22 protein-coding genes are annotated in these 25,047 nt (G+C 60.0%); 8 read left to right on the top strand and 14 right to left on the bottom strand.

The features are described 5' to 3' along the window. The first annotated feature begins 521 nt into the window (after positions 1 to 521). Both smrA and G6041_RS05830 read left to right on the top strand, forming a co-directional pair. Positions 522 to 1,085 carry a DNA endonuclease SmrA gene (smrA, locus tag G6041_RS05835; protein WP_012124879.1) on the top strand — a complete coding sequence of 188 codons (564 nt, stop codon included), beginning with the start codon at positions 522 to 524 and terminating at the stop codon, positions 1,083 to 1,085. 200 nt (positions 1,086 to 1,285) lie between these two features. After that, a complete protein-coding gene (locus G6041_RS05830; protein WP_012124878.1) occupies positions 1,286 to 2,104 on the top strand; it encodes a Cof-type HAD-IIB family hydrolase in 819 nt (272 codons plus the stop codon). A gap of 27 nt (positions 2,105 to 2,131) precedes the next feature. On the opposite strand, the gene G6041_RS05825 is transcribed toward G6041_RS05830, so the two are convergent. The 14 genes from G6041_RS05825 to G6041_RS05760 form a co-directional block, all read right to left on the bottom strand. After that, on the bottom strand, positions 2,132 to 3,226 hold the full coding sequence (locus tag G6041_RS05825; protein ID WP_012124877.1) for an alkylhydroperoxidase domain protein: 1,095 nt from the start codon (positions 3,224 to 3,226) through the stop codon (positions 2,132 to 2,134). Then, the gene (locus tag G6041_RS05820) at positions 3,223 to 4,272 is read right to left on the bottom strand and encodes a putative FMN-dependent luciferase-like monooxygenase (RefSeq protein WP_012124876.1); all 1,050 of its coding nucleotides are present in this window, start codon (positions 4,270 to 4,272) and stop codon (positions 3,223 to 3,225) included. Before G6041_RS05820 ends, G6041_RS05825 begins: the two co-directional genes overlap by 4 nt. Continuing rightward, entirely contained in the window at positions 4,269 to 5,879 is a 1,611-nt protein-coding gene (locus G6041_RS05815; RefSeq protein ID WP_054628631.1) for a dipeptide ABC transporter ATP-binding protein, read from the bottom strand. The genes G6041_RS05820 and G6041_RS05815 overlap by 4 nt, the downstream gene beginning before the upstream one ends. Further along, positions 5,879 to 6,727, bottom strand: a complete 849-nt coding sequence (locus G6041_RS05810) for an ABC transporter permease (RefSeq protein ID WP_012124874.1) — start codon at positions 6,725 to 6,727, stop codon at positions 5,879 to 5,881. The genes G6041_RS05815 and G6041_RS05810 overlap by 1 nt, the downstream gene beginning before the upstream one ends. After that, a complete protein-coding gene (locus G6041_RS05805) occupies positions 6,727 to 7,671 on the bottom strand; it encodes an ABC transporter permease (protein ID WP_012124873.1) in 945 nt (314 codons plus the stop codon). Before G6041_RS05805 ends, G6041_RS05810 begins: the two co-directional genes overlap by 1 nt. After that, the gene (locus G6041_RS05800; RefSeq protein ID WP_054628630.1) at positions 7,671 to 9,287 is read right to left on the bottom strand and encodes a TIGR04028 family ABC transporter substrate-binding protein; all 1,617 of its coding nucleotides are present in this window, start codon (positions 9,285 to 9,287) and stop codon (positions 7,671 to 7,673) included. The genes G6041_RS05805 and G6041_RS05800 overlap by 1 nt, the downstream gene beginning before the upstream one ends. A gap of 146 nt (positions 9,288 to 9,433) precedes the next feature. After that, a complete protein-coding gene (locus tag G6041_RS05795; protein WP_012124871.1) occupies positions 9,434 to 10,621 on the bottom strand; it encodes a carbohydrate porin in 1,188 nt (395 codons plus the stop codon). Between the two features lie 113 nt (positions 10,622 to 10,734). Beyond that, a complete protein-coding gene (arfA, locus tag G6041_RS05790) occupies positions 10,735 to 12,255 on the bottom strand; it encodes an arabinosylfuranosidase ArfA (RefSeq protein WP_012124870.1) in 1,521 nt (506 codons plus the stop codon). A 12-nt stretch (positions 12,256 to 12,267) separates the two neighbouring features. Beyond that, positions 12,268 to 13,671 (bottom strand): glycoside-pentoside-hexuronide (GPH):cation symporter, encoded by a 1,404-nt coding sequence (locus tag G6041_RS05785; RefSeq protein ID WP_012124869.1) that lies wholly within the window; start codon positions 13,669 to 13,671, stop codon positions 12,268 to 12,270. 406 nt (positions 13,672 to 14,077) lie between these two features. Continuing rightward, positions 14,078 to 14,407 (bottom strand): SMR family transporter, encoded by a 330-nt coding sequence (locus tag G6041_RS05780; protein WP_012124868.1) that lies wholly within the window; start codon positions 14,405 to 14,407, stop codon positions 14,078 to 14,080. A gap of 4 nt (positions 14,408 to 14,411) precedes the next feature. Continuing rightward, entirely contained in the window at positions 14,412 to 14,981 is a 570-nt protein-coding gene (locus tag G6041_RS05775; protein ID WP_012124867.1) for a TetR/AcrR family transcriptional regulator, read from the bottom strand. Between the two features lie 123 nt (positions 14,982 to 15,104). Further along, positions 15,105 to 15,242: a DUF2474 domain-containing protein gene (locus G6041_RS05770; RefSeq protein WP_004387121.1), complete on the bottom strand. Its 138-nt coding sequence runs from the start codon at positions 15,240 to 15,242 to the stop codon at positions 15,105 to 15,107. Next, positions 15,242 to 16,252 (bottom strand): cytochrome d ubiquinol oxidase subunit II, encoded by a 1,011-nt coding sequence (gene cydB / locus G6041_RS05765; RefSeq protein ID WP_012124866.1) that lies wholly within the window; start codon positions 16,250 to 16,252, stop codon positions 15,242 to 15,244. The genes G6041_RS05770 and cydB overlap by 1 nt, the downstream gene beginning before the upstream one ends. Then, a complete protein-coding gene (locus G6041_RS05760; RefSeq protein WP_012124865.1) occupies positions 16,252 to 17,661 on the bottom strand; it encodes a cytochrome ubiquinol oxidase subunit I in 1,410 nt (469 codons plus the stop codon). The genes cydB and G6041_RS05760 overlap by 1 nt, the downstream gene beginning before the upstream one ends. Before the next feature lie 197 nt (positions 17,662 to 17,858). Here G6041_RS05760 and G6041_RS05755 point away from each other — a divergent pair, with 197 nt between their 5' ends. The 6 genes from G6041_RS05755 (at position 17,859) to patD (ending at position 25,029) form a co-directional block, all read left to right on the top strand. After that, positions 17,859 to 19,280 carry an aminotransferase-like domain-containing protein gene (locus G6041_RS05755; RefSeq protein ID WP_012124864.1) on the top strand — a complete coding sequence of 474 codons (1,422 nt, stop codon included), beginning with the start codon at positions 17,859 to 17,861 and terminating at the stop codon, positions 19,278 to 19,280. Positions 19,281 to 19,669: 389 nt separating this feature from the next. Continuing rightward, positions 19,670 to 20,815: a putative ABC transporter substrate-binding protein YdcS gene (gene ydcS / locus G6041_RS05750; protein ID WP_012124863.1), complete on the top strand. Its 1,146-nt coding sequence runs from the start codon at positions 19,670 to 19,672 to the stop codon at positions 20,813 to 20,815. Between the two features lie 13 nt (positions 20,816 to 20,828). Continuing rightward, complete coding sequence (locus tag G6041_RS05745; protein ID WP_012124862.1) at positions 20,829 to 21,842, top strand: ABC transporter ATP-binding protein; 1,014 nt, start codon at positions 20,829 to 20,831, stop codon at positions 21,840 to 21,842. A gap of 1 nt (position 21,843) precedes the next feature. Then, a complete protein-coding gene (locus tag G6041_RS05740) occupies positions 21,844 to 22,788 on the top strand; it encodes an ABC transporter permease (RefSeq protein WP_084999393.1) in 945 nt (314 codons plus the stop codon). After that, positions 22,778 to 23,584 (top strand): ABC transporter permease, encoded by an 807-nt coding sequence (locus G6041_RS05735; protein WP_054628627.1) that lies wholly within the window; start codon positions 22,778 to 22,780, stop codon positions 23,582 to 23,584. The genes G6041_RS05740 and G6041_RS05735 overlap by 11 nt, the downstream gene beginning before the upstream one ends. A 17-nt stretch (positions 23,585 to 23,601) precedes the next feature. After that, positions 23,602 to 25,029, top strand: a complete 1,428-nt coding sequence (gene patD, locus G6041_RS05730; protein ID WP_012124858.1) for an aminobutyraldehyde dehydrogenase — start codon at positions 23,602 to 23,604, stop codon at positions 25,027 to 25,029. The last annotated feature ends 18 nt before the right edge of the window (positions 25,030 to 25,047 follow it).

The raw sequence follows: 25,047 nt of genomic DNA, 5'->3' as shown, positions 1-25,047 counted from the left end.
GGGAATAGCGGGCATTCCCTTGCCCGAAGCAGCCGGTAAACGGCGTGCTGATGTCATTCTGGACCGGAAAGTAAAAAACCGTTGCGCTACGCCGCCACATTTCCGGAAAAAAGAAAGCGGCCTCTCTTTTTTCTGGAAAATAAAAAAATAGAGCCTGAAGACATCATATTCAGGCCCCACAGTACACACAGCAGCGCGTCCAGGCTTTGTTACCGCGATTATTATTCCTTAACATGCGGATAAAGAATTTATAGCAACTGAAACGCATATTGTCACAGCGAAGGGGTGATTTCATTCACATATATTTAACACCAACGATTAGTGAAACTGAATAATGTGATCCCGCCAGACAATGTTCATCACCGCAGCGCGAAAAGCCTGCCGTATTCTTTAACGTTTATCGTCTCGCTATCTCTGGATGAAAAACCACAACAGAAAATAGTGCGCACAGCGCCACACATTGAGCCATCCTGAAAGGGAGGCTATAGTGTGCGCCCTGACGAAGTCCCGGAGGATTGACCGTGAACCCTGACGACAAATCACTCTTTCTTGACGCCATGGAAGATGTCAAACCCCTGAAAAACGCCAACGTCGCGCCGTGCCTGAAACCGAAAGCGCCGCGTCTCGTGCCGCGAGTCGACACCTTACAACTCGACAACCCGCTGACCACCGGTTTTCTGGATCTCATCCCGCGCGATGAGCCGCTGGAGTTTCGCCGCGAGGGGCTCCAGCAGGGCGTGCTGGATAAACTGCGGCTCGGTAAATATCCCCAGCAGGCGAGCCTCAACCTCCTGCGCCAGCCGGTGGAGCAGTGCCGCCAGAGGCTCTTTACGTTCATCCACCAGGCGAAACGCGACGGGTTGCGTAATCTGCTTATCATCCACGGCAAGGGCCGTGAAGATAACTCCCACGCCAATGTCATTCGCAGCTATCTGGCGCGCTGGCTGACCGAGCTTGATGACGTGCAGGCGTTTTGCACCGCGCTCGCCCACCACGGCGGCAGCGGGGCCTGCTATGTGGCGCTGAAAAAATCCGCTGAGGCAAAGCAGGAGAACTGGGAACGCCACGCCAAACGCAGCCGCTAATCCGCACCGGGCGAAATCGCCCGGTTACTCTTCATCACGCCTTCCACCTGCCGCGCTGCGGTTCCGCTATCTTTAAACAGCGACGTTTCGCACAAACCTGAAGGTTTCATATGAAAATGATTAGGCCTTTACTCATATGGAATCTGCATGAAACAGTGATAGCATGAGCCGCTTATGTGGTAATGACTCAATGAGGCAGTATGAAAATTCAGCTCATCGCAGTAGATATGGACGGCACCTTTCTTAACGATAACAAACAGTACGATAAAGAAAGGTTTACAACGCAGTATGCGGCGCTGAAGCAGCAAGGCATTAAATTCGTGGTGGCGAGCGGTAACCAGTATTACCAGCTCATCTCGTTCTTCCCGGAGATCAAAGACGAGATAGCGTTTGTGGCCGAAAACGGCGCGCTGGTCTATGACCACGGCGAGCGCATTCATCACGGCGAGCTGACCCGCGAGCAGTATCACCAGGTGGTGAAAACGCTCTCGGAACAGGGCGATTTCAATTATGTGGTCTGCGGGCTTGCGAGCGCGTATTACCAGGCGGGCGCGCCGGAGGCGTTCATCAGCCTGATGTCAAAGCACTATCACCGCCTTAAGCCGGTGGAGAACCTGCTCGATATCGACGACGTCATTTTCAAATTCTCGCTTAACCTGCCGGATGACCAGATCCCGGCGCTGATTGAGAGCCTCCATAACGAACTCGAAGGCGTCGTTAAGCCGGTCACCAGCGGCTACGGTTTTGTCGATCTGATTATCCCCGGATCGCACAAAGCGAGCGGCCTGGAGCGCCTGATGGCGCGCTGGAACATCACGCCGGAGGCCTGCGTGGCGGTGGGCGACAGCGCCAATGACCTCGAAATGCTGCGTCTGGTGAAGTATTCCTTTGCGATGGATAACGCGGCGGCCGAAGTGAAAGAGACCGCGCGTTATGCGACCGGCTCCAACAACCAGAGCGGCGCGCTGCAGGTGATTGACGCTGTGCTGAACCACCACAGCCCGTTTAACGCGCCGTAGCCGGGCACACACGCGCCCGGCGTCAGGTCAGGCCGGTATAAAGGGCTCGCCGAGCGTCAGCATCAGCCGGTTGGCCCAGGCGAAAAACGCGGTGGCCTGCACCAGATCCAGCAGTTCCAGGTCGGTCAACGCCTGCTCACGCAGCGCGGCCACGTGCGCAGCACCTGCCGTGGCGGGGGTGGCCGACAGCGCCGCGCTGAAATCGATAATCGCCTGCCAGCGCGCCGACTGCCCGGCGCTCAGGCTCCCGCCCGGCGTCACCTCCAGCAAGCGCTGCACCGCATCATTATCTTTTGAGAGCTGGCTTGCCTTACGGGCATGGACCGAGGCGCAGTAAATGCAGCCATTCACTTTGCTCGCGACCGCCGCCGCCAGCTCGCGCTCCGCCCGCGCCAGCCCGCCAGGGGTGTAGAAAATCCCTTTGTCCGTGAGCGTCCGTGCCTCCAGCGCGGGCAGGTTACGTGCCAGCAGGCGGAAATACCCGGAATCCTGATGCCCGAATCGGCGCAGCGTCTCCTGCTCATCCGGGCTGAAGGCGGCGAACGGTTTCGGTGCAAGCCACGGCTCCCAGCCCAGCTCATCCTGCGTGAAGGCGGTGGGTGCAGGTTGTCCACTCTGCGTGGTGGGCGCGGTATGCCAGCGGCCCGCGGGCGGAATGGCGGTTTCGCCCGGCACGCGCCCGCCGTTAATCAACCGGTAGCCGCGCAGCAGTCGGCTCTCGAAGCTCACAAACGCCACCACCTGCGCGAGTGTCACAATGGCTTCTTCGCTGAATCCGGCTTCCGTCAGCGCCGCGATTTCCTGCGCGGTCGCCTGCACCGGATGAAACGTGAGGATCTCCGCATGGCCGAGCGCGACGGAGAGACGCGCGGGCGGTGCCGGTTCGTCTTGCAGCAACGCCGAATAGTGCGCAGACAGCGCCTCATCCTCATGCCAGCGCGCCACCTCGCGGGCGAGATGCAGGCGCTCGGCACGGGTGAGATCGCTTGCGCCGTTAAACAGCGCCTCGCGGCTGCGGGCAATATTTAACGTGGCGGCGTCGCGGGTGGCGCGCGCCAGCGCCAGCGGGGAGCCGGGGGCGATATCCGCGAGCGTATCGAGAAGATCGGACGAGCGGGTCATAAGGTTTCCTTGATCGGGTTAAGGGTGGAGACATCAGCGCCAGGTGCGGCCTGTTTCCAGCCAAGCGCGGGGGCCACCTGCTGCGCCAGCAGTGAGATGGAGCGCAAGATAAACGGGTGCGGCGGATCGATGGAATGCACCTGGAACGACAGATCGGTGGCGCGTGCGAGCGCCGTATCGCGCGACAGCGTGGCGAGCGTTTCCCGCGGCGTGCCGAGATGCACATCGAACGCGGCGATATAATCTTCCAGCGTCTCGCCCGTAAGCCGGTGGCCCTGCGCGCGGAACTGGGCGGCCTGGGCCGCCAGCCCGGTTTGCGCGAAGCGGCGGGCGTCGTCACTGTTATCCGTCACAAACGCGGTGCGCGAGGCCATAATGCGCGGCGCAACGCCTGCGGGCAGCGCATCGAGATAAGCGTCGATAATCGGGTTTTGCAGCGCGTCCAGCGGCATATCCGGCTCGCCCGCCGGGCGTGGCTGGGTGCGTGACAGCATCAGGCCGTCACCGGCGCGTCCGGCACGCGCGCCGCCATCCACTGAAAACGTCGCCTGCCAGAGCCGCAGGCGCAACCCGCGCGCCGCCGGGTAGAGATGATTATCGGTGCCCGCCAGCGGCTCATCGTTCAGCGCCGCGCGCAACAACGCCAGATGACGCCCATACGCCTCGCCGCGTTCCTCGCTTTGCAGCCCGAACGGCGGGAACGAGGAGGGCGTGCCGCCGGAGCCCAGCCCCAGCTCCACGCGCCCGCCGCTAAGCAGATCCAGCACGGCGGCGTCTTCCGCCACGCGCAGCGGTGATTCCATCGGCAGCGTAATGATCCCCGTACCGAGCCGGATGCGCCGGGTCTGCGCCGCCACGTGCGCTAAAAACAGCAGCGGCGAGGGCAGCCCGCCTTCCGCTTCATGAAAGTGATGCTGCGCCACCCAGGCGGTGTCAAAGCCGCTGTGCTCGGCGTGCAGGATTTGCTCGGTGGCGAGGCGGTAGCGCTCGGCGGCGCTGACGCGGTCCAGCAGGCGGGTGAAAAAACCTAAGCGTTTTTGGGTCATGCGACATCCTTATTCAACGGGCGGGGCGCCGGAATGGCGTTAAGCAACTGGCGCGTGTAGTCGTTTTGCGGCGCGCGGAAGACCGTGGCGACATCGCCATGCTCCACAAGCTTTCCGGCGCGCAGCACCGAGACCTGATGCGCGAAGCGGCGCACGGTCGCCAGATCGTGGGAGATAAACAGGTAGGTGAGGCCAAGCTCATCCTGCAGGGTTTCAAGCAGCGACAGGATCTGCGCCTGCACGGTGACATCCAGCGCTGACGTCGCCTCATCAAGAATGACGATTTGCGGGCCGGGGATGAGCGCCCGCGCAATCGCGACGCGCTGACGCTGTCCGCCGGAGAGCTGATGCGGCTTATGCGCCAGTAGCGCAGGAGCCAGCGCCACGCGCGCGGCCATGTCATACACCTTCTCGCGCCGCTCGGCGCGGGAGAGGCGGGTAAAGTTGCGAAGCGGCTCCTCAATGATGGAAAACAGACTCTGGCGCGGGTCGAGCGACGAAAACGGGTTCTGCCACACCATCTGAATCGTCTGGCGCAGCGGGCGGCGTGCCTCGCGGCTGAGCGTGCCGTACTCGTTGCCATCAACTGTCACCGTGCCGCTGACAGGCGTCTGAAAACCGAGCAAAATGCGCGCCAGCGTGGTTTTGCCGCTGCCGGATTCGCCCACCAGCGCATGGGTCATGCCGCGCTCCAGCGTCAGGTTTACCGCGTCCAGCGCGGTCAGCGTATGGCCGCCGCCGAGCGTAAAACGCTGCGTCAGCGCGCGGATCTCCGCAGCCGGCGGGCCATTTCGCGCCGGGCGTGGGCGAAAGCCGTCGGCGAACGCCGGGGCGTCGGCAAAGAGCTGCCGGGTATAGGCCGCGCGCGGCGCGTGGGTAATTTGCGCGGCACTCCCCAGCTCCTGGATCTCACCGTGGCGAAATACCAGCAGCCGGTCGGCACGCGAGGCGGCGAGCGCCAGATCGTGCGTGATAAACAGCACGGCGGTACCGGCGTCGCGACGCAGTTCATCCAGCAGATCGAGAATGCGCGCCTGCACCGTCACATCCAGCGCGCTGGTGGGCTCATCGGCGATGATAAGCGCAGGCTTCAGCGCCAGCGCAATGGCGATCAGCACCCGCTGTTTCATGCCGCCGGAGAGCTGGTGCGGATACTGTTTCGCCCGCAGCGCCGGTTCGCTCAGCCCGACGCGTGCAAGCAGCGCCGCCACTTCCGCGTCACGCGCGCGTCGGCTAAGCCCGGTGTGAAGCGCTAACACCTCTGCGACCTGATCGCCGATGGTTTTCACCGGGTTCAGCGAACTGCCGGGGTCCTGCGGCACCAGGCTGATAACTTTGCCGCGCAGCGCGTTCATCCGCCTCTCACTCGCGTGGGTAATCGCTTCGCCGTTCAGGCGGATATCCCCGCCCAGCCAGACGCCGTTTTCGCCCGCAAGCCCGATAATCGTCTGCGCGAGCGTCGTCTTGCCGGAGCCGGATTCGCCGACAATCGCCAGCACTTCGCCGGGAGCGACGGAAAAAGAGACGTTATGAACCACGCGGCGCACGTCGCGCCCGTGACGCCAGCCGAGGCTCAGATTGCGCACGTCCAGTACAGGTTCGCTCATCATGCTCTCCGGGTGTAATAGTGGCTGAGGGTATTGGCGGCCAGCACCACGGCGATGGCCGCAAGGCCGGGGAAGGTGGTGAGCCACCAGGCGGTTGAGAGATAGTTGCGCCCTTCGGCAATGAGCAGCCCCCATTCCGGCGTGGGCGGCGGCGTGCCGTAACCGAGAAAGCTCAGCGTGGAAAGCGCAAGAATGGCGTTGCCAAACTGGAGCGCCGCGAAGGCCAGCACCGAGGTCAGCGAATTGGGCAGGATATGTCGCCACAGCGTGCTGAAGAACGTGCCGCCGCAGGCGATCGCCGCCTCGACATAATCGGTATGCCGCACGCGGACGACTTCGGCGCGGGCAAGACGCGCAAAGCTCGCCACCGAGGTGACGCCCACCGCCAGCGCGGCGTTCACCGTGCCAAAACCGAGCAGGATAATGACGCACAGCGCCAGCAGCAGGCCGGGGATCGCGAGCAGCACATCCACCAGTCGCATCAGCCATTGCTCGGTGCGCCCGCCCGCGGCACCGGCTACGACGCCATAGAGCGTGCCTGCGCCAAGCCCCAGCGCGACAGCCACCAGCGCGCCGCTGAGCGTATGCGACGCGCCCCAGACCAGCCGGGCGTAAAGATCGCGCCCCAGTTGATCGGTGCCGAGCCAGTGTTCGGCTCCCGGCGGCAGACGCTGCGCGCCCGGCGTGCCGGTAAGCGGATCAAATGCGGTAAAGAGGGACGGAAAGAGCGCCCACAGCGCGGCCAGCAAAAGCGTGAGCCAGGTGAGCGCCAGCCCTGGCGGCAGATCCGGGCGGCGCAGAAAGCGCGTGCGGCGCGCCCGGATGTGTGAGAGATCAAGTGTGGTCATCAGGCGGCCCTCCGCGACAGTGACAGCCGGGGATCGAGCAGCGGATAGAGCAGATCCACCAGCAGGTTGATGAGAACAAACCCAAACGCCGCCACCAGCACAATCGCCTGTAACACCGCCAGATCCTGATTATTCACCGCGTCGCGGGTCAGTTGCCCCAGCCCGTTTAAGCCAAACACGGTTTCAGTCACCAGCGCGCCGGCGATAAGTTCACCCAGCAGCAGGCCCGCGACGGTCAGCACCGGCAGCAGGGCGTTGCGCGCCACGTGACGCCACAGCACGCCGCGGTGGCTGGCGCCTTTGGCGCGCGCGACGGTGACAAACGGCTGGTGCATCACGACGTCAATATTGCGAATCAACAGTTGCGCCAGCGGGGCGCTGATGGGCACCGCAAGCGTCATCACCGGCAGTATCAGCCCCTCCCAGAAGCCCGGATTAATCACCGGGATCAGCCGCCACTGGAAAGAAAAAAGCTGAATAAGCGTAATCCCGAGCCAGAACGTCGGCACCGCGACAAACAGCGACGGCAGCGCCGCGAACGCCCGACGCAGCGCGCGACCATAGCTCAGCGTGGAGAGCGCGGCGAGCAGGACGGCGATAACCAGCGCCAGCGTAAACCCGAGCGCGGCGAGGCGTAGCGTGGCGGGGAGGCTGGCGGCGAGCAGGGCGCTCACAGGGACGCCCGCCTGAAGGGAAAAGCCGAAATCACCACGCACCGCACCGCCGAGGCTTTCCAGATATTGCCGCCACAGCGGCGCGTCCGCACCGTAGGCGGTGCGCATCTGCGCTATCTGGGCGGCGTTTAACCCCAGTTCCGGGTTCTGAAACTTAATGGCGATCGCATCGCCCGGCAGCAGTTGCAGCAGCACAAACGAGACGGTAAAGCTCGCCCACAGCACCAGCAGCGCCTGACCGACGCGCGCGCCGAGATAACGCCCGTCCATCAGTGTTTCTCCAGCCAGACGCCGTAAAAGCTCGGACGGCCTACCGCTTCAAACGTGAGGTTTTTCACCCACGGCGCGGCGGCGTAGACCTGCGGCTCTTCAAAGATCGGAATGATGTAGGCGTTATCGATGAGATACGCCTGCGCGTCGCCCGCTGCCGCGAGACGTTTTTGCGGGTCAACCTCCGAGGCGATGGTGGTGAGCAGCGTATTAAGCTTGTCGTCGATAAAATCGGTTTTCTGGCTCAGGCCGCCTTTTTGCAGCAGCGCGTCGCGGTTTAACGGGTGGAACTGGCTTTTGATAACGTCCGGATCGGCGCGGCCCACTTCCACCACGTTAACCGGCGTTTTGGCCGGATCGAGGCTGTCCTGCGCTTTGGTGCCCGCGTCGCCCGCGCGCACGTTGAGCTGCACGCCCACTTGTTTCCACTGCTGCGCCACCAGTTGCAGCACCTCTTTATTCTGCGGCTGCGGCAGCGATTCATAGACGGTCAGGCTCAGCGGCTGTCCCGCTTTGGTTCGAATCCCGTTCGCACCTTTTTGCCAGCCCGCTTCGTCCAGCAGACGGTTCGCAAGCGCCGGGTCAAAGGTCAGTCTGGCGCTTAAATCGCGATAGCCAGGCGCGCTTTTCGCCACCACAGAAGTAGCGACCGGATAGTTCGGTGAAAAGAGGGTATCGACAATCTGGCGCGCGTTGGTCGCGTGAAGCAGCGCCTGGCGCACTTTCAGGTCAGCCACCAGCGGGTTGGCGGGGCGAAAGGCGATGCTGTCATTGACGCCACGGGTCGGCGCGGCATAGATGGGGAACTGCTGATCCGCCGCCTGTTTTTCATCATACGCCTGTACCTGGCGAATGGCGTCCGCCTGGCCTGCCAGCAGCGCGCCGATGCGCACGCTGTCTTCGGGCGTCACCACAATCTTAATGCCGTCGAGATTCGCCGGGCCTTGCTGCGTGCTGTTCTGCGGCCCCCACCGGTAATCCTTGCGCGCGATAAGATTCACCTCGCGGCCCAGCGTCTCGCTCTGCACCACAAACGGGCCGGAGCCGATGATATGGCGCGCGTCGCCAAGCTCATCAAGATTGCGCGCGAGCGTACTGAGCGACACCAGCCCGGAGCCAATCGCCGAGGTGCCCTGTAAAAAGCCGGGCGAGGGTTTGCTGAAGTAAAACTTCACGGTCAGCGGATCGATGACTTCGCTGCGCTGGTAGTTGTTAATCACCTCGGAAACCGGCAGGCGCTGCGCCTTATTGCCAAGCCCGTAGGTATCGAAATTTTTCGCTACGGCTGTGGCGTCAAGCGGCGTGCCGTCAGAGAACGTCACGCCGGGACGGATTTTAAAGGTGTATTCGGTTTTATCCGCGTTGCTGCTCCAGGACTGCGCTATCCACGGCTCTATTTCCAGCGTTTTCGGGTTCTGCCAGGTGAGCTTATCGGTTATCTGGTTCAGGATGCCGCCGTTGGGGTAAAAACCCCCTGCGGGCGGGTAGAGCGTCGTGTGCGCCTGCTGCTCCAGATAAATCAGCGTGCCGCCTTTCACCGGCGCGGCGCTTGCCGTATTGATCAGACCAAACGCGAGGCCGAGCGCCACGCCGCGCGCGGTAATGGAAAAGTGCATGGTGAATGTCCCTTATCGTCCGTTATTATTAACTGTCTGTCGACGTTATAAAAACGCAGGGCGTCGGGGATGAGAACCAACAAAAATCGCTATCTAAATGCGGAAAATATATTTGGCCCCTCCGCGGGCGCGAAGGGGCGAGGGCATCAGAAGAAATATTTAAAGCGCACGCGTGCGCCGTAGCGGTCTTTATCGCCTTCGTTATCGTAGTCGCTCTCTTTAAGCGAGAGCTGCGACCAGTAAGCGCCGAGATAGATATTGAAGTTGTCCATATCCATCACGTTGGTGAAACCGTAGGAGAGATGCACGGTGTGAATGTCATATTTGCCGGGGTATTTCAGCTGGCCGTCTTCTTCACCGACGCTCGACATATTGAAGTCATCAATATTGTTGTGCGCGTAGATATAACCAAGTTCCAGATGACGCCACAGCACGTTGGCCCCGGCGCTGAAGTCGGTTTCGTCATCGGCATCCATATACGCGGTATTGATGTTAATCACCGTACCGTCGTCCGGATCGTTCTTCAGGCTGTTCCATGTGAAGGTCGCGCCATAGCCGGTGCGGTCTGACTGATCCTGAAAACGCCCCTGGGCGTCGTTATAGCCGTAAGCGTTGCTCACCACGTTGGTTTCCATCGCCACGGCGGCGGAGAAGTGGTCGTCGCGCCACGCAACCACCGGGCGCATATAGATAACGTTCTTTTTATTCTCCAGCGCGTTGCCGTGATAGGTGTCGTCGGCAAACAGCGTGGTGCCGTCTTTCACCATATTGTTCAGCTCGAAATACCAGTTGCCGTATTCGCCGCTGAACTGCACCGCGCCGCCGTTGCTGCTGCGCCCGCGGCCCTCTTTCATCATGTAGACGTAGCCGAAGCCGTCGCCGTAAATATCGTTCGCGGTGTTGCCGGAATACTGAATAAAGGTGTCCTGATTGAGCGGGAACATGTCGTAGGCTTCAAAACGACCGACCTTGATTTTCCAGGCCTGCGGCTGACCGAAGTAAAACGCCGCGTCATCAAGATTGGTATGCCCCGACAGATCCGCGAGCGGCTGCACCGTGAAGCCTGCGAAATTGCCGTTTTTCTCGCGGTAACCATCCACGCCCAAAAGAATACGGCCGTTGACATCCCATTTTTCATGGTCGCCCGGTTTCCAGTCTTTATCGTCAGAGGTGCGCAACGACGTAAGCTGCCCGGTGCGGCTCGCCGCATCGACGTTAAACTCCACATCGCCGTAGAATTTCAGATCGCCCTGCGGCGTATTCACTTTTATTTCCGCCATCGCACAGGGTGCAAGCAGGCTGAACACACAGGGCAGTACCATCATCTTTTTCATCGTGTCTCTCTTATTGTTGTCAGTTTTTGGGCATAAGGCGGCCTTACCGCCGTTCGTAAACGGCGGTGCGGACCTGTCAGAGGTTTTATTCCGTACGCGCGGGGCGTTCTCCTTTACGCGCGGGGGACCGACAGCGTGATACGGTTCCAGGTCAGCGGCGCGAGCGTGAGCGTGTTCTCACGCAGGCTGCCGTGCGGGTAATCGATAATCTCCGGGCGCACGCGGTTCGGATCGTCGAAAGTGTTTTTCGCGTACAGATCGTCGCTGCGCAGCACGCTGTGCTCTTTCAGACGGCAGTCGCTGAAGGCGGGCAGGTTGATATCAAGCTCATAAGCGGTAGTGAAATCGCAGTTCACGGCGAATAGATAAATTTCGCCGCGTGCCTCGTTATACACCACTGACGACTGAACGCTGCGGGCGTCGCCATATTTGCTCGCAAAAGTTGGCACGGGCAGCTGGTGGCGCAACACCACGCCGTCGCTGACGCTCGCGACCATCTCAAACGGCCAGTAAAGCGTCTGGCAGAGCGCGCCTTTGCCAGGCTCGGTGAAAATCGGCGCAATCACGTTCACCAACTGCGCCAGGCTCGCCATTTTCACCCGGTCGGCGTGGTTCAGCAGCGAGCAGAGCAGGCCGCCCATCACCAGCGCGTCGAGGAACGAGTAGCGGTCTTCCAGCAGCGGCGGGGCCTCACGGAAGCGGTTCGCCGGATCTTTCATCGGCGCGTCCCACGGATCGCCGCGCAGATACCAGACGTTCCACTCGTCAAAGGAGATCATCATCTCTTTATTACTGCGCCGCACCGCTTTGGCGTAATTGGCGGTGCTGACGATGGTTTCGATGAAATTATCCATATTGACGAACGAGGCGAGAAAATCGGTCTCGCTGCCTTCGTTCTCGTAATACTGATGACAGGAGATAAAATCGACGTAATCGTACAGCTCCTCCAGCACGATGCGATCCCACTCCGGGAAGGTCGTCATCGCCGAGCTGGAGCTGCCGCACGCCACCAGCTGCGCTTTAGGGTCGATACAGCGCAGGATTTTCGCGGTTTCGCGCGCCTTGTGTGCATACTCGCGGGCGTTCATCTGGCCGGTCTGCCACGGCCCGTCCATCTCATTGCCAAGACACCACAGGCGAAAGTTATACGGTTCGCGACGTCCATGCTGAATGCGCAAATCGCTGAGTGTCGTGCCGCCGGGGTGGTTGCAGTACTCGGCGAAATAGCCCGCCTCCTGCGGCGTGCCGGTGCCAAGGTTCACGGCGATCATCGGCTCGACGCCGGTTTTTTCGCACCAGCGGGCAAACTCATCAATGCCAAACTGGTTGGTCTCTTTACTTATCCAGGCGTAATCGAGGCGCACCGGGCGCTCTGCTTTCGGGCCGATGCTGTCGCGCCAGTTAAAGCCGGAGACATAATTGCCGCCGGGGTAGCGCACCGTGGTGACGTGCAGCCCTTTGACGAGATCAATCACGTCCTTACGAAACCCGTCCTCATCCGCGAGCGGATGCTCAGGCTCATAGACGCCGGTATAGACCGCGCGGCCCAGATGTTCAATGAACGAGCCAAACAGGCGCGGGTCGATGGCGGAAATCACGTTCTGCGGGTCGAGCGTAAATGAAAGCGTGGTCATAACGTCTCCTTATTAACGAAGGGCGGCATCGCTGGCATATTTGCCGACGCTCAGGTCATCCTGAATTTTCTGCATCGTCTTTTTGTCGAGCTTATAAAACAGGAAAATGGTGGAGGTCAGTACGCCGCCGATGGCCGGAATAAAAGTAATCAGCATCATAATGGCCTGCTGTGTCGCGGGTGCCTGCACGGCGGCTTCAGGAACATAATGCGTGGCGGAAAGCACCAGCGCGGTAATGGCACCGCCGATGGCGAGGCTCACTTTCAGCGCAAACAGGTTGCCGGAGGCATAAATACCGGACATGCGTTTTTTGAGTTTCCATTCGCCATAATCGTCGGCATCGGCGATAAACGACCAGAATACCGGAACGGTAATCGCGCCAATCCACGCGCGCAGCGTATTCAGAATAAAGATCAGCATCACATTTTGCGGGTCGACAAAATAAATCACGACGGAAATGGCGGCCGTAATAAAACCCACCGCGATATACAGTTTCACTTTGCAAATATAACGGGTGACGAAACTCGTCGCGAGATTACCGAGCACGCAGGCGACCACGCCAATACTGATAAACAGCGTCGTCATGGTGTTATCGAGATGCATTAAATATTTGGTGAAATAGATAGTCGCGCCGCCACAGACGAACGCCGGAATACAGCCAATAAACATCCCGGCGACGACCATCAGCCACTGGTCATTTTTAAAGGCCGAGCGGAAATTACGCACGATATTTTCCTGCTTTTCGCGCTGCGGCATAATGCGTTCGCGGGTATTAAAAAAGCAGAGTAAAAACAGGCACAGGCCGATAACCGAGAACATCGCGTTGGTAATAAAAAAGCCTTTTTGCTGGTTGCCGCCGCCGAGATAATCCACCAGCGGCAGCAACGTCAGAGAGCAGAGCAGCACGGCGCTGTTAGCCATGGTGAAGCGATAGGACTGGCAGGCCACGCGGTCTACCGGGTTCGCGGTGATCACGCTGCCAAGCGAGCAGTAAGGAATATTCACGGTGCTGTAAAGTACCGAGAGCAGTAAATAGGTGACGAAGGCGTAAATCTCTTTCGCGCCGGTGCTTAAATCCGGCGTATAAAACGCAAAAATACAGATGGCGCAAAAGGGCACGCAGCCGTAGAGGATCCACGGGCGAAAACGGCCGTGGCGGGTCGGGTAACGGTCCGCCAGCGCGCCGATGACCGGATCAATAAACGCATCGAGCAGCCGTACCACTAAAAACATCGTGGCGATAAGCGCGGCGTTTAAGCCAAATATATCGGTATAAAACCAGGTTAAAAACATGGTTACCGGCCCCCAGCTCATATTGCAGGCCGCATCACCAAATCCGAAACCTAATTTCTCCCGGACCGTCAGTCGGTCCTGGGCAGGCGTCACTTTATCCAGCACTGCTGATTGCTGCACCATGATAAACCTCGTTAAATGAAATACCTGAAAGCCAGGGTGAGCATAAGGTAGCGGAGGAATACCCGGTGCGATGTGGCGCGCTTTTTATATTTTATAAATACCGCTTCCCATCCATATAAATGACAAAAAAATACATACCGCTATTTCGAATGAAAATAAGCGCGGCGAGATAATTGGTTTCTTATGGTGATTATCATTTCACGGAATAGTCGCGGAAATTTCAAATGATATATTTATTTGCCGCTGCGCTTATAGGCTTAATAATACTGAGCCTTTATTTTTGTGCGTTATATAAAACTATTTTCTCGCTTAGGATTATCCTTAGGTTGAAAGGGCGATAAATTCAGGCCAGACAGGGGGAATAATAAGAAAACGCGATGGCCGGGCGAACAGGCCCGGCGGAAAATCAATGCGCGACGGCGTGGGAGAACAGGTTTATCACGAGTACGCCCGCGATAATCAGCCCCATGCCGAGCATGGCAGGCAGATCGAGCTTCTGGCCGAGAAAAATCCAGCCCACCACGCCAATCAGCACGACGCCGACGCCAGACCAGATAGCGTAAATAATGCCGGTCGGAATGGTGCGCATGGTGACGCTTAAACACCAGAACGCGATGCCGTAACAGACCGCCGTTACCAGCGTCGGCAGCAGACGGGTAAAGCCTTCAGAGAGCTTTAAAAATGTCGTGCCAATCACTTCACACACAATCGCCACAGAGAGCAGCAGCCAGGTCATGATGTTACTCCGTCATTGCCAGTAGAGTTTCGATTAACGCCGCCCGATCGTCAGGCGGCACCGTGTGGTCGCCGCAGAGCGCGGCAAACCAGAATCCATCTGCCGTCGTGCGGCAGAGCAACCGACGCCGTGCGACGTCCGGCGAGGCGTGTTCGTCGTCGTCGCGCGGCAGGGCGTCCCGCAGAAAGACGCCCCAGCGCTGCTGAAGGGCCGGGTCGGCGAAAATCGCCGTCATCAGCGCGCGTTGCATGGCCTGTTCACTGTCCGGCATTTTTCTGACACAGGCGTGAATATAAGCGCGGGTGGCGCGGCCATTCGGGTTCGGATCCTGCGCCATCAGCGTCTGGATCTCTTCCAGCAGCGCCTGTTCAAGGTGGTGCATCACGCCGTCCACCAGCGCCTGGCGGGTCGGGAAGTGGTGCTGTAAACCGCCTTTGCTGATCCCGGCGCGGCGAATGACTTTTTCCTGCGTAAGGCCCGTCAGACCTTGCTCGGCGATAACTCCGGCGGCGCATTCCAGCAGCGTCTGGCGCAGCGCCTCGGGTGATTTTGAACGATGATGTGCTTTGCTCATAATAAACAATCCGTCTGGATGGATTGTTTAATCGTATCGCCTGTGCAGACAACTTTCAATAAACGGAATTTAAACGCGGTGGGGGAAGAAAAAGGCCAGCGCGAAGGCTGGCCTGAAAGAAGATTAGTGGGTTTTTAACCCGGCGGCGCTCATCAGCAGGCGCAACACCATGCTGACCGCGCCGAGCGCCAGAACGCTCGCGGACCAGATAACCACCAGCCACAGCAGCTTTTTCCAGCGCGGCGAATCGTGATGTTCCATCAGTGATAGCCCTCCCCAGGCTGAACTTTGCCGCGGAACACGTAGTAGCTCCAGAAGGTATAGACCAGAATTATCGGGATAATCAGCAGCGCGCCCACCAGCATAAAGCCCTGGCTTGCCGGCGGCGCGGCGGCCTCCCAAAGCGTGATATCAGGCGGAATGATGTGAGGCCAGATGCTGATGCCAAGCCCGCTGAAGCCTAAGAAAATCAGCCCCAGCGTCAGCACGAACGGCAGCGTGTGGCTCTCCGGGTCCGCAAGCTTGCGCCACAGCCAGAGGCTGAACAGCGCCACCAGTACCGGCACCGGCAGCAGGAACCAGAGATTAGGCAGCGTGAACCAGCGATCGGAAACCGCCTGATGGGCGAGCGGCGTCCAGACGCTGATAATAACGATCACCGCCAGCAGCGCCAGCAGCAGCAAACGCGCGAGGCGACGCATATTCTGGTGCAGCTGGTTTTCGCTCTTCATGACAATCCAGCTTGCGCCGAGCAGTGCATAGGCCACCACCAGCCCCACGCCGCAGAAGAGGTTAAATGGCGTCAGCCAGTCGAGCGCCGAACCGCTGAAGGTGCGGCCTGTGACTTTAAAGCCGTTGATCACCGCGCCCACCACCACGCCCTGGCAGAACGTCGCCAGAATCGAGCCGCTCAGAAACGCCTTATCCCAGAAGGGGCGGTGGGCAGGCGTCGCTTTAAAGCGGAACTCAAACGCCACGCCGCGAAAGATAAGGCCAATCAGCATCAGCGTCAGCGGAATGGTCAGCGCGTCGATAATCACCGCGTAGGCCAGCGGAAACGCGCCGAACAGGCCCGCGCCGCCCAGCACCAGCCAGGTTTCGTTGCCGTCCCACACCGGGGCCACGCTGTTAACCATCACATCGCGGTCGTGGCCGTCACGCACAAACGGGAACAGAATGCCGATGCCGAGATCAAAGCCGTCCATCACGATATACATCAGCGTGGCGAAGACGATAATCACGAACCAGATAATGGAGAGATCGATACCCATTACGCTTTCTCCTCTGCGCTATCCAGAGATTCGCCTGCCGCCGACAGCGGACGCGCGGGTCTGCCGTCGGTGCTGGAAGGGATATCGTCCAGCGGCTGCGGCCCTTTTTTAATCAGTCGTACCATATAGCTGTAGCCGACGCCGAAGACCGAGGTATAAACCACGATAAAGGCGATAAGGCTCAGGCTCATCTGCAGATCGCCGTGGCCGGAAACCGCGTCGCGGGTGCGTTGCAGCCCGTACACGACCCACGGCTGGCGACCCACTTCGGTCGTCACCCAGCCCGCGAGAATGGCAATCAGCCCGGCCGGGCCCATCCAGAGCGCGAAGTGGTGGAAGGGGCGAGACGTGTAGAGGCGGTTCTTGTAACGCAGCCAGACGCTAATCACACCAACAAGGATCATCAAAAGCCCCATCGCCACCATAATGCGGAACGACCAGAACACGATGGTGGAGTTCGGCCGATCTTCTTTCGGGAACTCCTTAAGCGCCGGCACCTGTTTATCGAGGCTGTGGGTCAGGATAATGCTGCCGAGTTTTGGTACTTCCAGCGCGTATTTGGTGCGTTCTTCGTCCATATCGGGGATGCCGAAGAGCGTCAGCGGCGTCGCCTCGCCCGGCGGGTTCTCCCAGTGGCCTTCGATGGCCGCGATTTTGGCGGGCTGATGTTTAAGCGTATTCAGCCCGTGCATATCGCCAATCATCGCCTGAATGGGAGCAACAATCAGCGCCATCCACAGCGCCATAGAGAACATGCGGCGAATCGCGGGTGTATCGTTGCCGCGCAGCAGATGCCAGGCGGCAGACGCGCCGACAAAAAACGCGCTGCTTAAAAACGCCGCTATCGACATATGCAGCAGGCGGTACGGGAAGGAGGGGTTGAAAATTACCGCCACCCAGTCCACCGGCACCACCTGGCCGTTGTGGATCTCAAAGCCCTGCGGCGTGTGCATCCAGCTGTTGGAGGCGAGGATCCAGAAGGTCGAAATCAGCGTGCCGAGCGCCACCATGCAGGTGGAGAAAAAGTGCAGGCCGGGGCCGACTTTATTCCAGCCAAACAGCATCACGCCGAGGAAACCGGCTTCGAGGAAGAAGGCGGTCAACACTTCGTAGGTCAGCAGCGGGCCGGTAATGCTCCCCGCAAACTGCGAAAAGCCGCTCCAGTTCGTACCGAACTGATAGGCCATCACCAGGCCTGAGACCACGCCCATCCCGAAGTTAACGGCGAAAATTTTCGACCAGAAATGGTACAGCGAGCGCCATACCGGATTTTTTGTTTTCACCCACAGTCCTTCCAGCACCGCCAGATAGCTGGCGAGACCGATAGTGATAGCGGGGAAAATAATGTGGAAAGAGACAGTAAAGGCGAACTGAATCCTTGCCAGATGAAACGCATCTAAACCAAACATGCAAACCTCATGACATAATGTTGTCCGCGATCATGGTAATCCGGGGCAGCACGAACGTGCAGAAACAGAAAAACGTTATTTGACTATAACAGTTAAATAAAAAGTTGCGATTTTGCTTGCCTGATCTAACCAGACGGCACGATGATACGCGCTCTGCGTTAACCCCTTGTGAATGCGGCCGGATGCCGCGAGGTGCGATGAAAAAATACCAGCGGCTGGCTCAGCAGATAACCGATCAGATTGCCCTCGGGGTGTGGCACCCTGGCGACCGGCTGCCGTCCCTGCGCGAGCAGGTGGTCAGCAGCGGCATGAGCTTTATGACCGTGAGCCACGCCTATCAGACGCTGGAAAGTCAGGGGATCATCGTGGCGCGCCCGCAGTCCGGTTACTACGTCGCCCCGAAGCCCACGCCGCGCGCGCCGGAGGCGCTCGAACAGGTGACGCGCGACGAGCAGGTGGACATCAACACCTATATTTTCGATGTGCTCCAGGCGAGCACCGACGCCGCCGTGGTGCCGTTCGGCTCGGCGTTTCCCGATCCGCGCCTCTTTCCACTGGCACAGCTTAACCGCTCGCTCTCAAGCGTCAGCCGCTCGGCCAACGCCATGAGCGTGATTGAGAACCTGCCGCCGGGCAACGAGGCGCTGCGCCACGCCATCGCCCGGCGATACGCGATGCAGGGCATGAACGTCTCGCCCGATGAAATCGTCATCACCGCAGGGGCGCTCGAAGCCTTAAACCTGAGCCTCCAGGCCGTCACCGAGCCTGGCGACTGGGTGATTGTCGAAAACCCCTGTTTTTACGGCGCGCTTCAGGCGCTGGAGCGTTTACGGCTGAAGGCGCTCTCTGTGGCGACCGACGCGGTCAACGGCATCGATCTCGCGGCGCTCGAAAAGGCGCTGCAGGAGTACCCGGTGAAAGCCTGCTGGCTGATGAGCAACGCCCAGAACCCGCTCGGCTTTACGCTGAGCGCGCAGAAAAAACAGCAGCTGATGGCGCTGCTTTCGCGCTACAACGTGGTGCTGATTGAAGATGATGTTTACAGCGAGCTTTACTACGGGCGCGAGAAACCGCTGCCGGTGAAAGCCTGGGATGACCAGGGGCTGACGCTGCACTGTTCGTCGTTTTCCAAATGTCTGGTAGCGGGGTTTCGCATCGGTTGGGTGGCGGCGGGCCGCCATGCGCAGCGCATCCAGCAGCTTCAGCTGATGAGCACGCTCTCTACCAGCTCGCCGATGCAGATGGCGCTGGTGGATTATCTCGCCACGCGACGCTACGACACCCACCTGCGGCGTCTGCGCCGCGTGCTGGCGGAACGCAAACAGGCGGCGTGGCAGTCGCTGCGCCGCCACTTTCCACAGGCGGTTAAAATTCACCGCAGTGAAAGCGGCTATTTCCTCTGGATAGAGCTACCCACGGCGCTGGATGCAGGAAAGCTTCACGAGCAGGCGCTGGCGCACCAGATAAGCATTGCGCCCGGCAAAATGTTCACCACCAGCGCGCGCTGGCATAACTATTTTCGCTTTAACGCCTCCTGGGCGTGGGGCGAGCGCGAAGAGCAGGCGGTGAAGACGCTCGCGCGGCTCATCCGCGAGGCAATGGCGAAAACGCCGCAATGAAGCGATAAACGCGCGAAATAACCTTTCGGTAATGCGCGTTTATATTCTCAAATAAAGAAAAGGTTATTGCCGAAATAAAAAACCATGCCTGATTCAGGCTTATTCCACAGCGATTATTTCTGTTAATCGTCTTTCCGCTCGGACATATGAAATCATAATAGTTAACGGAAAAGGCTTCACATCGCTAAGCGCCTGTCTACACTGTGAAAAACCACCACCTGATTTATGCAACGACAGCGCTGAAACAATAAAGAGTGCGCGGTTTGTCACAACCTGAATAAATTCCGCCAGCGCCCGCAGGCGCGTTTATCTGTGCCTGTATATGGTTATTTTGGGAGATATTTTTACGGCACGGCGGCCGACTCATCATTCAGACAGGAGCAACGACCATGACCAAATCCTTCGCGCTTAGCGCGGCCGCCGCGCTGTGCCTGACGACCAGTATCGCCAGCGCCGCCGAGCCGCCTTCCCAACTCGGCCAGGGGGAAGGCCGCCTCGATATTATCGCGTGGCCGGGCTATATCGAACGCGGCCAGACCGACAAAGCTTATGACTGGGTGACGGAGTTTGAAAAATCGACCGGCTGCGCGGTGAATGTCAAAACCGCCGCTACGTCCGATGAAATGGTCAGTTTGATGGCGAAAGGCGGTTACGATCTGGTCACGGCCTCCGGCGACGCCTCGCTGCGCCTCATCATGGGCAAACGCGTACAGCCGATTAACACCGCGCTCATCCCGAACTGGAAAAATGTCGACCCGCGCCTCGTCAAAGGCGAATGGTTTAACCTCGACGGTAAAGTCTACGGCACGCCGTACCAGTGGGGGCCAAACCTGCTGATGTACAACACCAAAGCGTTCCCGACGCCGCCGGACAGCTGGGCGGTGCTGTTTGTAAAACAAACGCTGGCGGATGGCAAATCCAATCAGGGCCGCGTGCAGGCCTACGACGGGCCGATTTATATCGCCGACGCGGCGCTTTACGTCAAAGCGACCCAGCCTGAGCTCGGCATCACCGATCCATATCAACTGACCGAGGCGCAGTATGGCGCGGTACTCAAAGTGCTGCGCGATCAGCATCAGCTGATCCACCGCTACTGGCACGACACCACGGTGCAGATGAGCGATTTCAAAAACGAGGGCGTCGTGGCCGCCAGCGCCTGGCCATACCAGGCGAACGCGCTGAAAAACGAAGGCCAGCCCATCGCCACCGTTTTCCCGAAAGAGGGCGTGACCGGCTGGGCCGACACCACCATGCTGCATGCCGACGCGAAACACCCTAACTGCGCCTATCAATGGATGAACTGGTCGCTGACGCCGAAAGTGCAGGGCGATGTCGCCGCCTGGTTCGGCTCGCTCCCGGCGGTGCCGGAAGGCTGTAAGGCCAGCACGCTGCTTGGCGAGAAAGGCTGCGAAACCAACGGCTTTACCTTCTTCGACAAAATCGCCTTCTGGAAAACCCCGGTGTCGCAGGGTGGGAAATATGTGCCCTACAGCCGCTGGACGCAGGATTACATCGCCATCATGGGCGGGCGCTAAGCGCGGGGGACGTATGGCTTACGCAGTGGAGTTTCAGCAGGTTTCCAGGCGCTACGGCGACGTGCGCGCGGTTGACAACGTCAGCATGACGATTGAAGACGGGGAGTTTTTCTCGATGCTGGGGCCGTCCGGCTCCGGCAAAACCACCTGCCTGCGGATGATTGCGGGCTTTGAGCAACTGAGCGACGGCGCTATCCGCCTGTTCGGGCGCGAAGCCAGCGAGCTGCCGCCGTGGGAGCGCGACGTTAACACGGTCTTTCAGGATTACGCGCTGTTTCCGCATATGTCGGTGCTGGAGAATGTCGCCTACGGGCTGATGGTCAAAGGCGTCGATAAAAAAACGCGGCTTGCCCGTGCCCGCGAGGCGCTGGAGCGGGTGGCGCTCGGCTTTACCCATGCGCGCAAACCGTCGCAGCTCTCCGGCGGGCAGCGCCAGCGCGTCGCTATCGCCCGGGCGCTGGTCAACCAGCCGCGCGTGCTGCTGCTCGACGAACCGCTCGGCGCGCTCGATCTCAAACTGCGCGAGCAGATGCAGGTGGAGCTGAAAAACCTGCAACGCTCTCTCGGCATTACGTTTGTGTTCGTTACGCACGATCAGGGCGAGGCGCTGTCGATGTCCGACCGGGTGGCGGTGTTTAACAACGGGCGTATTGAGCAGATTGACGCGCCGCGCGAACTCTACATGCGCCCGCTCACGCCGTTCGTCGCGGGTTTTGTCGGCACCGCGAACGTGCTGAGCGAATCCATGATGCGTGACCTCGGCGGCGAGCCAGGCACCTTTTCGCTGCGTCCTGAACATATCCGGCTTAACGAGCCTGGCGACATCCAGGTGCGCGGCACGGTGCAGACGGTGCAGTTTCAGGGCGCGGCCACGCGCGTGGAGCTGGCGCTTGAGGGCGGCGAAAAGCTGCTGGTAAGCCAGGCGAACCCGTCGCCAGTGGCCGATGCGTCGTTGCCGCGCGCGGGGCAGGCGGTCACCGCCTCCTGGGCGCGCGCCGCCATGATTCGGCTGCAGGGAGAGGGGTGAGATGGACATGACGCTTTCACCTCCCTCACGCGCCAGCGGCCCGTTGCGACGCGCGGCGGCGCTGCTGTGGCGGCGTCCGAATCTCTGGCTGTTCCTGCTGTTGCTGCCGCCGCTGATGTGGTTCGGGATTATCTATCTCGGCTCGCTGCTGACGCTGCTCTGGCAGGGGTTTTATACCTTCGATGACTTTACGATGTCGGTGACGCCGGATTTCACGCTCGCCAACCTGAGCGCGCTGTTTAATCCCGCCAACTACGACATCATTGTGCGCACGCTGGTCATGGCGGTTGCTGTTTCCATCGCTTGCGCCATTCTCGCGTTTCCGATGGCCTGGTATATGGCGCGCTACACGCGCGGCTCGCTGAAGGCGTTTTTCTATATCGCCGTTATGCTGCCGATGTGGGCGAGCTATATCGTCAAAGCCTACGCCTGGACACTCTTGCTGGCGCGCGACGGCGTGGCGCAGTGGTTCCTGCAACATCTGGGGCTGGAAGGGACGCTTAACGCGCTGCTGACGCTGCCGGGCATTGGCGGCAACACGCTTTCTACCTCCGGGCTCGGGCGGTTTCTGGTGTTCGTCTATATCTGGCTGCCGTTTATGATCCTGCCGGTGCAGGCGGCGCTGGAGCGTCTGCCGCCGTCGCTGTTGCAGGCGTCCGCCGATCTCGGTGCCAGGCCCTCTCAGACGTTTCGCCACGTGGTGCTGCCGCTGGCGGTGCCGGGCATCGCCGCCGGTTCGATTTTCACGTTTTCATTAACGCTCGGCGATTTCATCGTGCCGCAGCTCGTCGGCCCGCCGGGCTTTTTCATCGGCAATATGGTCTATTCCCAGCAGGGGGCGATTGGCAATATGCCGATGGCGGCGGCGTTTACGCTGGTGCCGATTGTCCTGATTGCCGTTTATCTGGCGTTCGTGAAGCGCCTGGGAGCGTTCGATGCACTCTGACCGCGCGCCGTGGCCGCTCAAAATCGCCGCCTGGGGCGGCGTGATTTTCCTGCACTTCCCGCTGGCGATTATCGCGCTTTACGCCTTTAACACCGAAGAATCCGCCTTTAGCTTTCCGCCGCAGGGCTTCACGCTGCGCTGGTTTGAGGTGGCGGCGCAGCGCGCGGATATTCTCGAATCCGTGACGTTGTCACTTAAAGTGGCGACGCTTGCGACGCTGCTGGCGCTCGTGCTTGGTACGCTGGCCGCCGCCGCGCTCTGGCGACGTGAGTTTTTCGGCAAAAGCGCGGTGTCGCTGCTGTTGCTGCTGCCCATTGCACTGCCGGGGATTATCACCGGTATCGCGCTGCTCACCGCCTTTAAACAGCTCGACATCGAACCGGACTTTCTCACGATGGTGGTCGGCCATGCCACCTTTTGCGTGGTGGTGGTCTTTAATAATGTGATAGCGAGGCTGCGGCGCACGGCATACAGCCAGATTGAGGCGTCGATGGATCTCGGTGCCGATGGCTGGCAGACCTTTCGCTATATCGTGATGCCCAATCTTGGCACCGCGCTGCTGGCGGGCGGCATGCTCGCCTTCGCGCTCTCGTTTGATGAAATTATTGTCACCACGTTTACCGCAGGCCACGAGCGCACGCTGCCGCTGTGGCTGCTGAACCAGCTTGGCCGTCCGCGCGACGTGCCGGTGACCAACGTGGTGGCGCTGTGCGTCATGCTCCTCACCATGATCGCTATTCTGGGCGCATGGTGGCTGACGCGCGATGATGAAACTGTCGCCGGTAGCGGCAAATAACCTCAAAGGAACACGCTATGCAGAGTCAATTACTGATTAACGGCGCGCTGGTGGAAGGCAAGGGCGAGCGCCTGCCGGTCTATAACCCCGCGACGGGCGAGGTGCTGCTGGAGATTGCCGAAGCCAGCCCGGAACAGGTGGATGCGGCGGTGAAGAGTGCCGACGCGGCGTTTGAACACTGGCGTCTCACCACGCCAAAAGAGCGCGCCGAGGCGCTGCTCAAGCTTGCCGATGTGATTGAGGCCAACGCGCAGACCTTTGCGCAGCTTGAATCAAAAAACTGCGGCAAGCCGCTGCATTGCGTGGCGGGTGACGAAATCCCGGCGGTGGCGGATGTGTTCCGCTTCTTTGCCGGTGCCGCGCGCTGCTTAAACGGGCTTGCCGCCGGGGAATATCTGGCGGAACACACGTCGATGATCCGCCGTGATCCGGTGGGCGTCGTGGCCTCTATCGCGCCCTGGAACTACCCGCTGATGATGGCCGCCTGGAAGCTGGCTCCCGCGCTGGCGGCGGGCAACTGCGTGGTGCTCAAGCCCTCAGAAATTACGCCGCTCACCGCGCTTAAGCTCGCGGAGCTTGCCAAAGATATCTTTCCGGCGGGTGTATTGAACGTGCTGTTTGGCCGCGGGAAGACGGTGGGCGACCCGCTGACCAGCCATGAGAAAGTGCGTATGGTGTCGCTCACCGGCTCTATCGCCACCGGAGAACACATCATCAGCCGTACCGCGTCGTCCATCAAGCGCACCCATATGGAGCTTGGCGGTAAAGCGCCGGTGCTGGTGTTTGACGACGCCGATCTCGACGCCGTCGTCGAAGGCATTCGCACTTTTGGGTTCTATAACGCGGGCCAGGACTGTACGGCGGCGTGCCGCATCTACGCCCAAAAAGGGATTTACGACACGCTCGTTGAAAAGCTCGGCGCGGCGGTGGGCAGCCTGAAAACGGGCGCGCCGGAGGATGAAACCACCGAACTCGGGCCGCTTAGTTCACAAGCGCATCTGGAGCGCGTGAGCCAGGCGGTGGAGGCGGCGAAAGCGCTGCCGCATATTCGCGTGGTGACTGGCGGCGCGAAAGTCGACGGGCCGGGCTATTACTTTCAGCCGACTGTTCTCGCCGACGCGAAGCAGGAGGACGCCATCGTGCAGCGCGAAGTGTTCGGCCCGGTTATCAGCGTGACGCCGTTTGAAGATGAAGCCCAGGCGCTGACCTATGCCAACGATTCGCAATATGGCCTGGCGTCATCCGTCTGGACCCGCGACGTGGGCCGCGCGCACCGCCTCAGCGCCCGCCTGCAATATGGCTGCACCTGGGTGAATACACACTTCATGCTGGTGAGCGAAATGCCCCACGGCGGCCAGAAACTCTCCGGCTACGGCAAGGATATGTCGATGTACGGGCTTGAGGATTACACCGTCGTCCGGCATGTGATGATTAAACACGCATAACTAAAGTCATGGGCTGAT

The sequence above is a fragment of the Cronobacter sp. HA18003 genome, assembly GCF_011605905.1.
In the GTDB taxonomy this organism is placed as follows: domain Bacteria; phylum Pseudomonadota; class Gammaproteobacteria; order Enterobacterales; family Enterobacteriaceae; genus Cronobacter; species Cronobacter sakazakii.
This window is presented reverse-complemented; position numbering and strand designations above follow the sequence as displayed.

Bases quoted from the DNA above. Each gene is read 5' to 3' on its own strand.
- G6041_RS05830 (WP_012124878.1), top strand. From the start codon at position 1,286: ATGAAAATTCAGCTCATCGCAGTAGATATGGACGGCACCTTTCTTAAC.
- G6041_RS05825 (WP_012124877.1), bottom strand. From the start codon at position 3,226: ATGACCCGCTCGTCCGATCTTCTCGATACGCTCGCGGATATCGCCCCC.
- G6041_RS05820 (WP_012124876.1), bottom strand. From the start codon at position 4,272: ATGACCCAAAAACGCTTAGGTTTTTTCACCCGCCTGCTGGACCGCGTC.
- G6041_RS05815 (WP_054628631.1), bottom strand. From the start codon at position 5,879: ATGAGCGAACCTGTACTGGACGTGCGCAATCTGAGCCTCGGCTGGCGT.
- G6041_RS05810 (WP_012124874.1), bottom strand. From the start codon at position 6,727: ATGACCACACTTGATCTCTCACACATCCGGGCGCGCCGCACGCGCTTT.
- G6041_RS05805 (WP_012124873.1), bottom strand. From the start codon at position 7,671: ATGGACGGGCGTTATCTCGGCGCGCGCGTCGGTCAGGCGCTGCTGGTG.
- G6041_RS05800 (WP_054628630.1), bottom strand. From the start codon at position 9,287: ATGCACTTTTCCATTACCGCGCGCGGCGTGGCGCTCGGCCTCGCGTTT.
- G6041_RS05795 (WP_012124871.1), bottom strand. From the start codon at position 10,621: ATGAAAAAGATGATGGTACTGCCCTGTGTGTTCAGCCTGCTTGCACCC.
- arfA (WP_012124870.1), bottom strand. From the start codon at position 12,255: ATGACCACGCTTTCATTTACGCTCGACCCGCAGAACGTGATTTCCGCC.
- G6041_RS05785 (WP_012124869.1), bottom strand. From the start codon at position 13,671: ATGGTGCAGCAATCAGCAGTGCTGGATAAAGTGACGCCTGCCCAGGAC.
- G6041_RS05780 (WP_012124868.1), bottom strand. From the start codon at position 14,407: ATGACCTGGCTGCTGCTCTCTGTGGCGATTGTGTGTGAAGTGATTGGC.
- G6041_RS05775 (WP_012124867.1), bottom strand. From the start codon at position 14,981: ATGAGCAAAGCACATCATCGTTCAAAATCACCCGAGGCGCTGCGCCAG.
- G6041_RS05770 (WP_004387121.1), bottom strand. From the start codon at position 15,242: ATGGAACATCACGATTCGCCGCGCTGGAAAAAGCTGCTGTGGCTGGTG.
- cydB (WP_012124866.1), bottom strand. From the start codon at position 16,252: ATGGGTATCGATCTCTCCATTATCTGGTTCGTGATTATCGTCTTCGCC.
- G6041_RS05760 (WP_012124865.1), bottom strand. From the start codon at position 17,661: ATGTTTGGTTTAGATGCGTTTCATCTGGCAAGGATTCAGTTCGCCTTT.
- G6041_RS05755 (WP_012124864.1), top strand. From the start codon at position 17,859: ATGAAAAAATACCAGCGGCTGGCTCAGCAGATAACCGATCAGATTGCC.
- ydcS (WP_012124863.1), top strand. From the start codon at position 19,670: ATGACCAAATCCTTCGCGCTTAGCGCGGCCGCCGCGCTGTGCCTGACG.
- G6041_RS05745 (WP_012124862.1), top strand. From the start codon at position 20,829: ATGGCTTACGCAGTGGAGTTTCAGCAGGTTTCCAGGCGCTACGGCGAC.
- G6041_RS05740 (WP_084999393.1), top strand. From the start codon at position 21,844: ATGGACATGACGCTTTCACCTCCCTCACGCGCCAGCGGCCCGTTGCGA.
- G6041_RS05735 (WP_054628627.1), top strand. From the start codon at position 22,778: ATGCACTCTGACCGCGCGCCGTGGCCGCTCAAAATCGCCGCCTGGGGC.
- patD (WP_012124858.1), top strand. From the start codon at position 23,602: ATGCAGAGTCAATTACTGATTAACGGCGCGCTGGTGGAAGGCAAGGGC.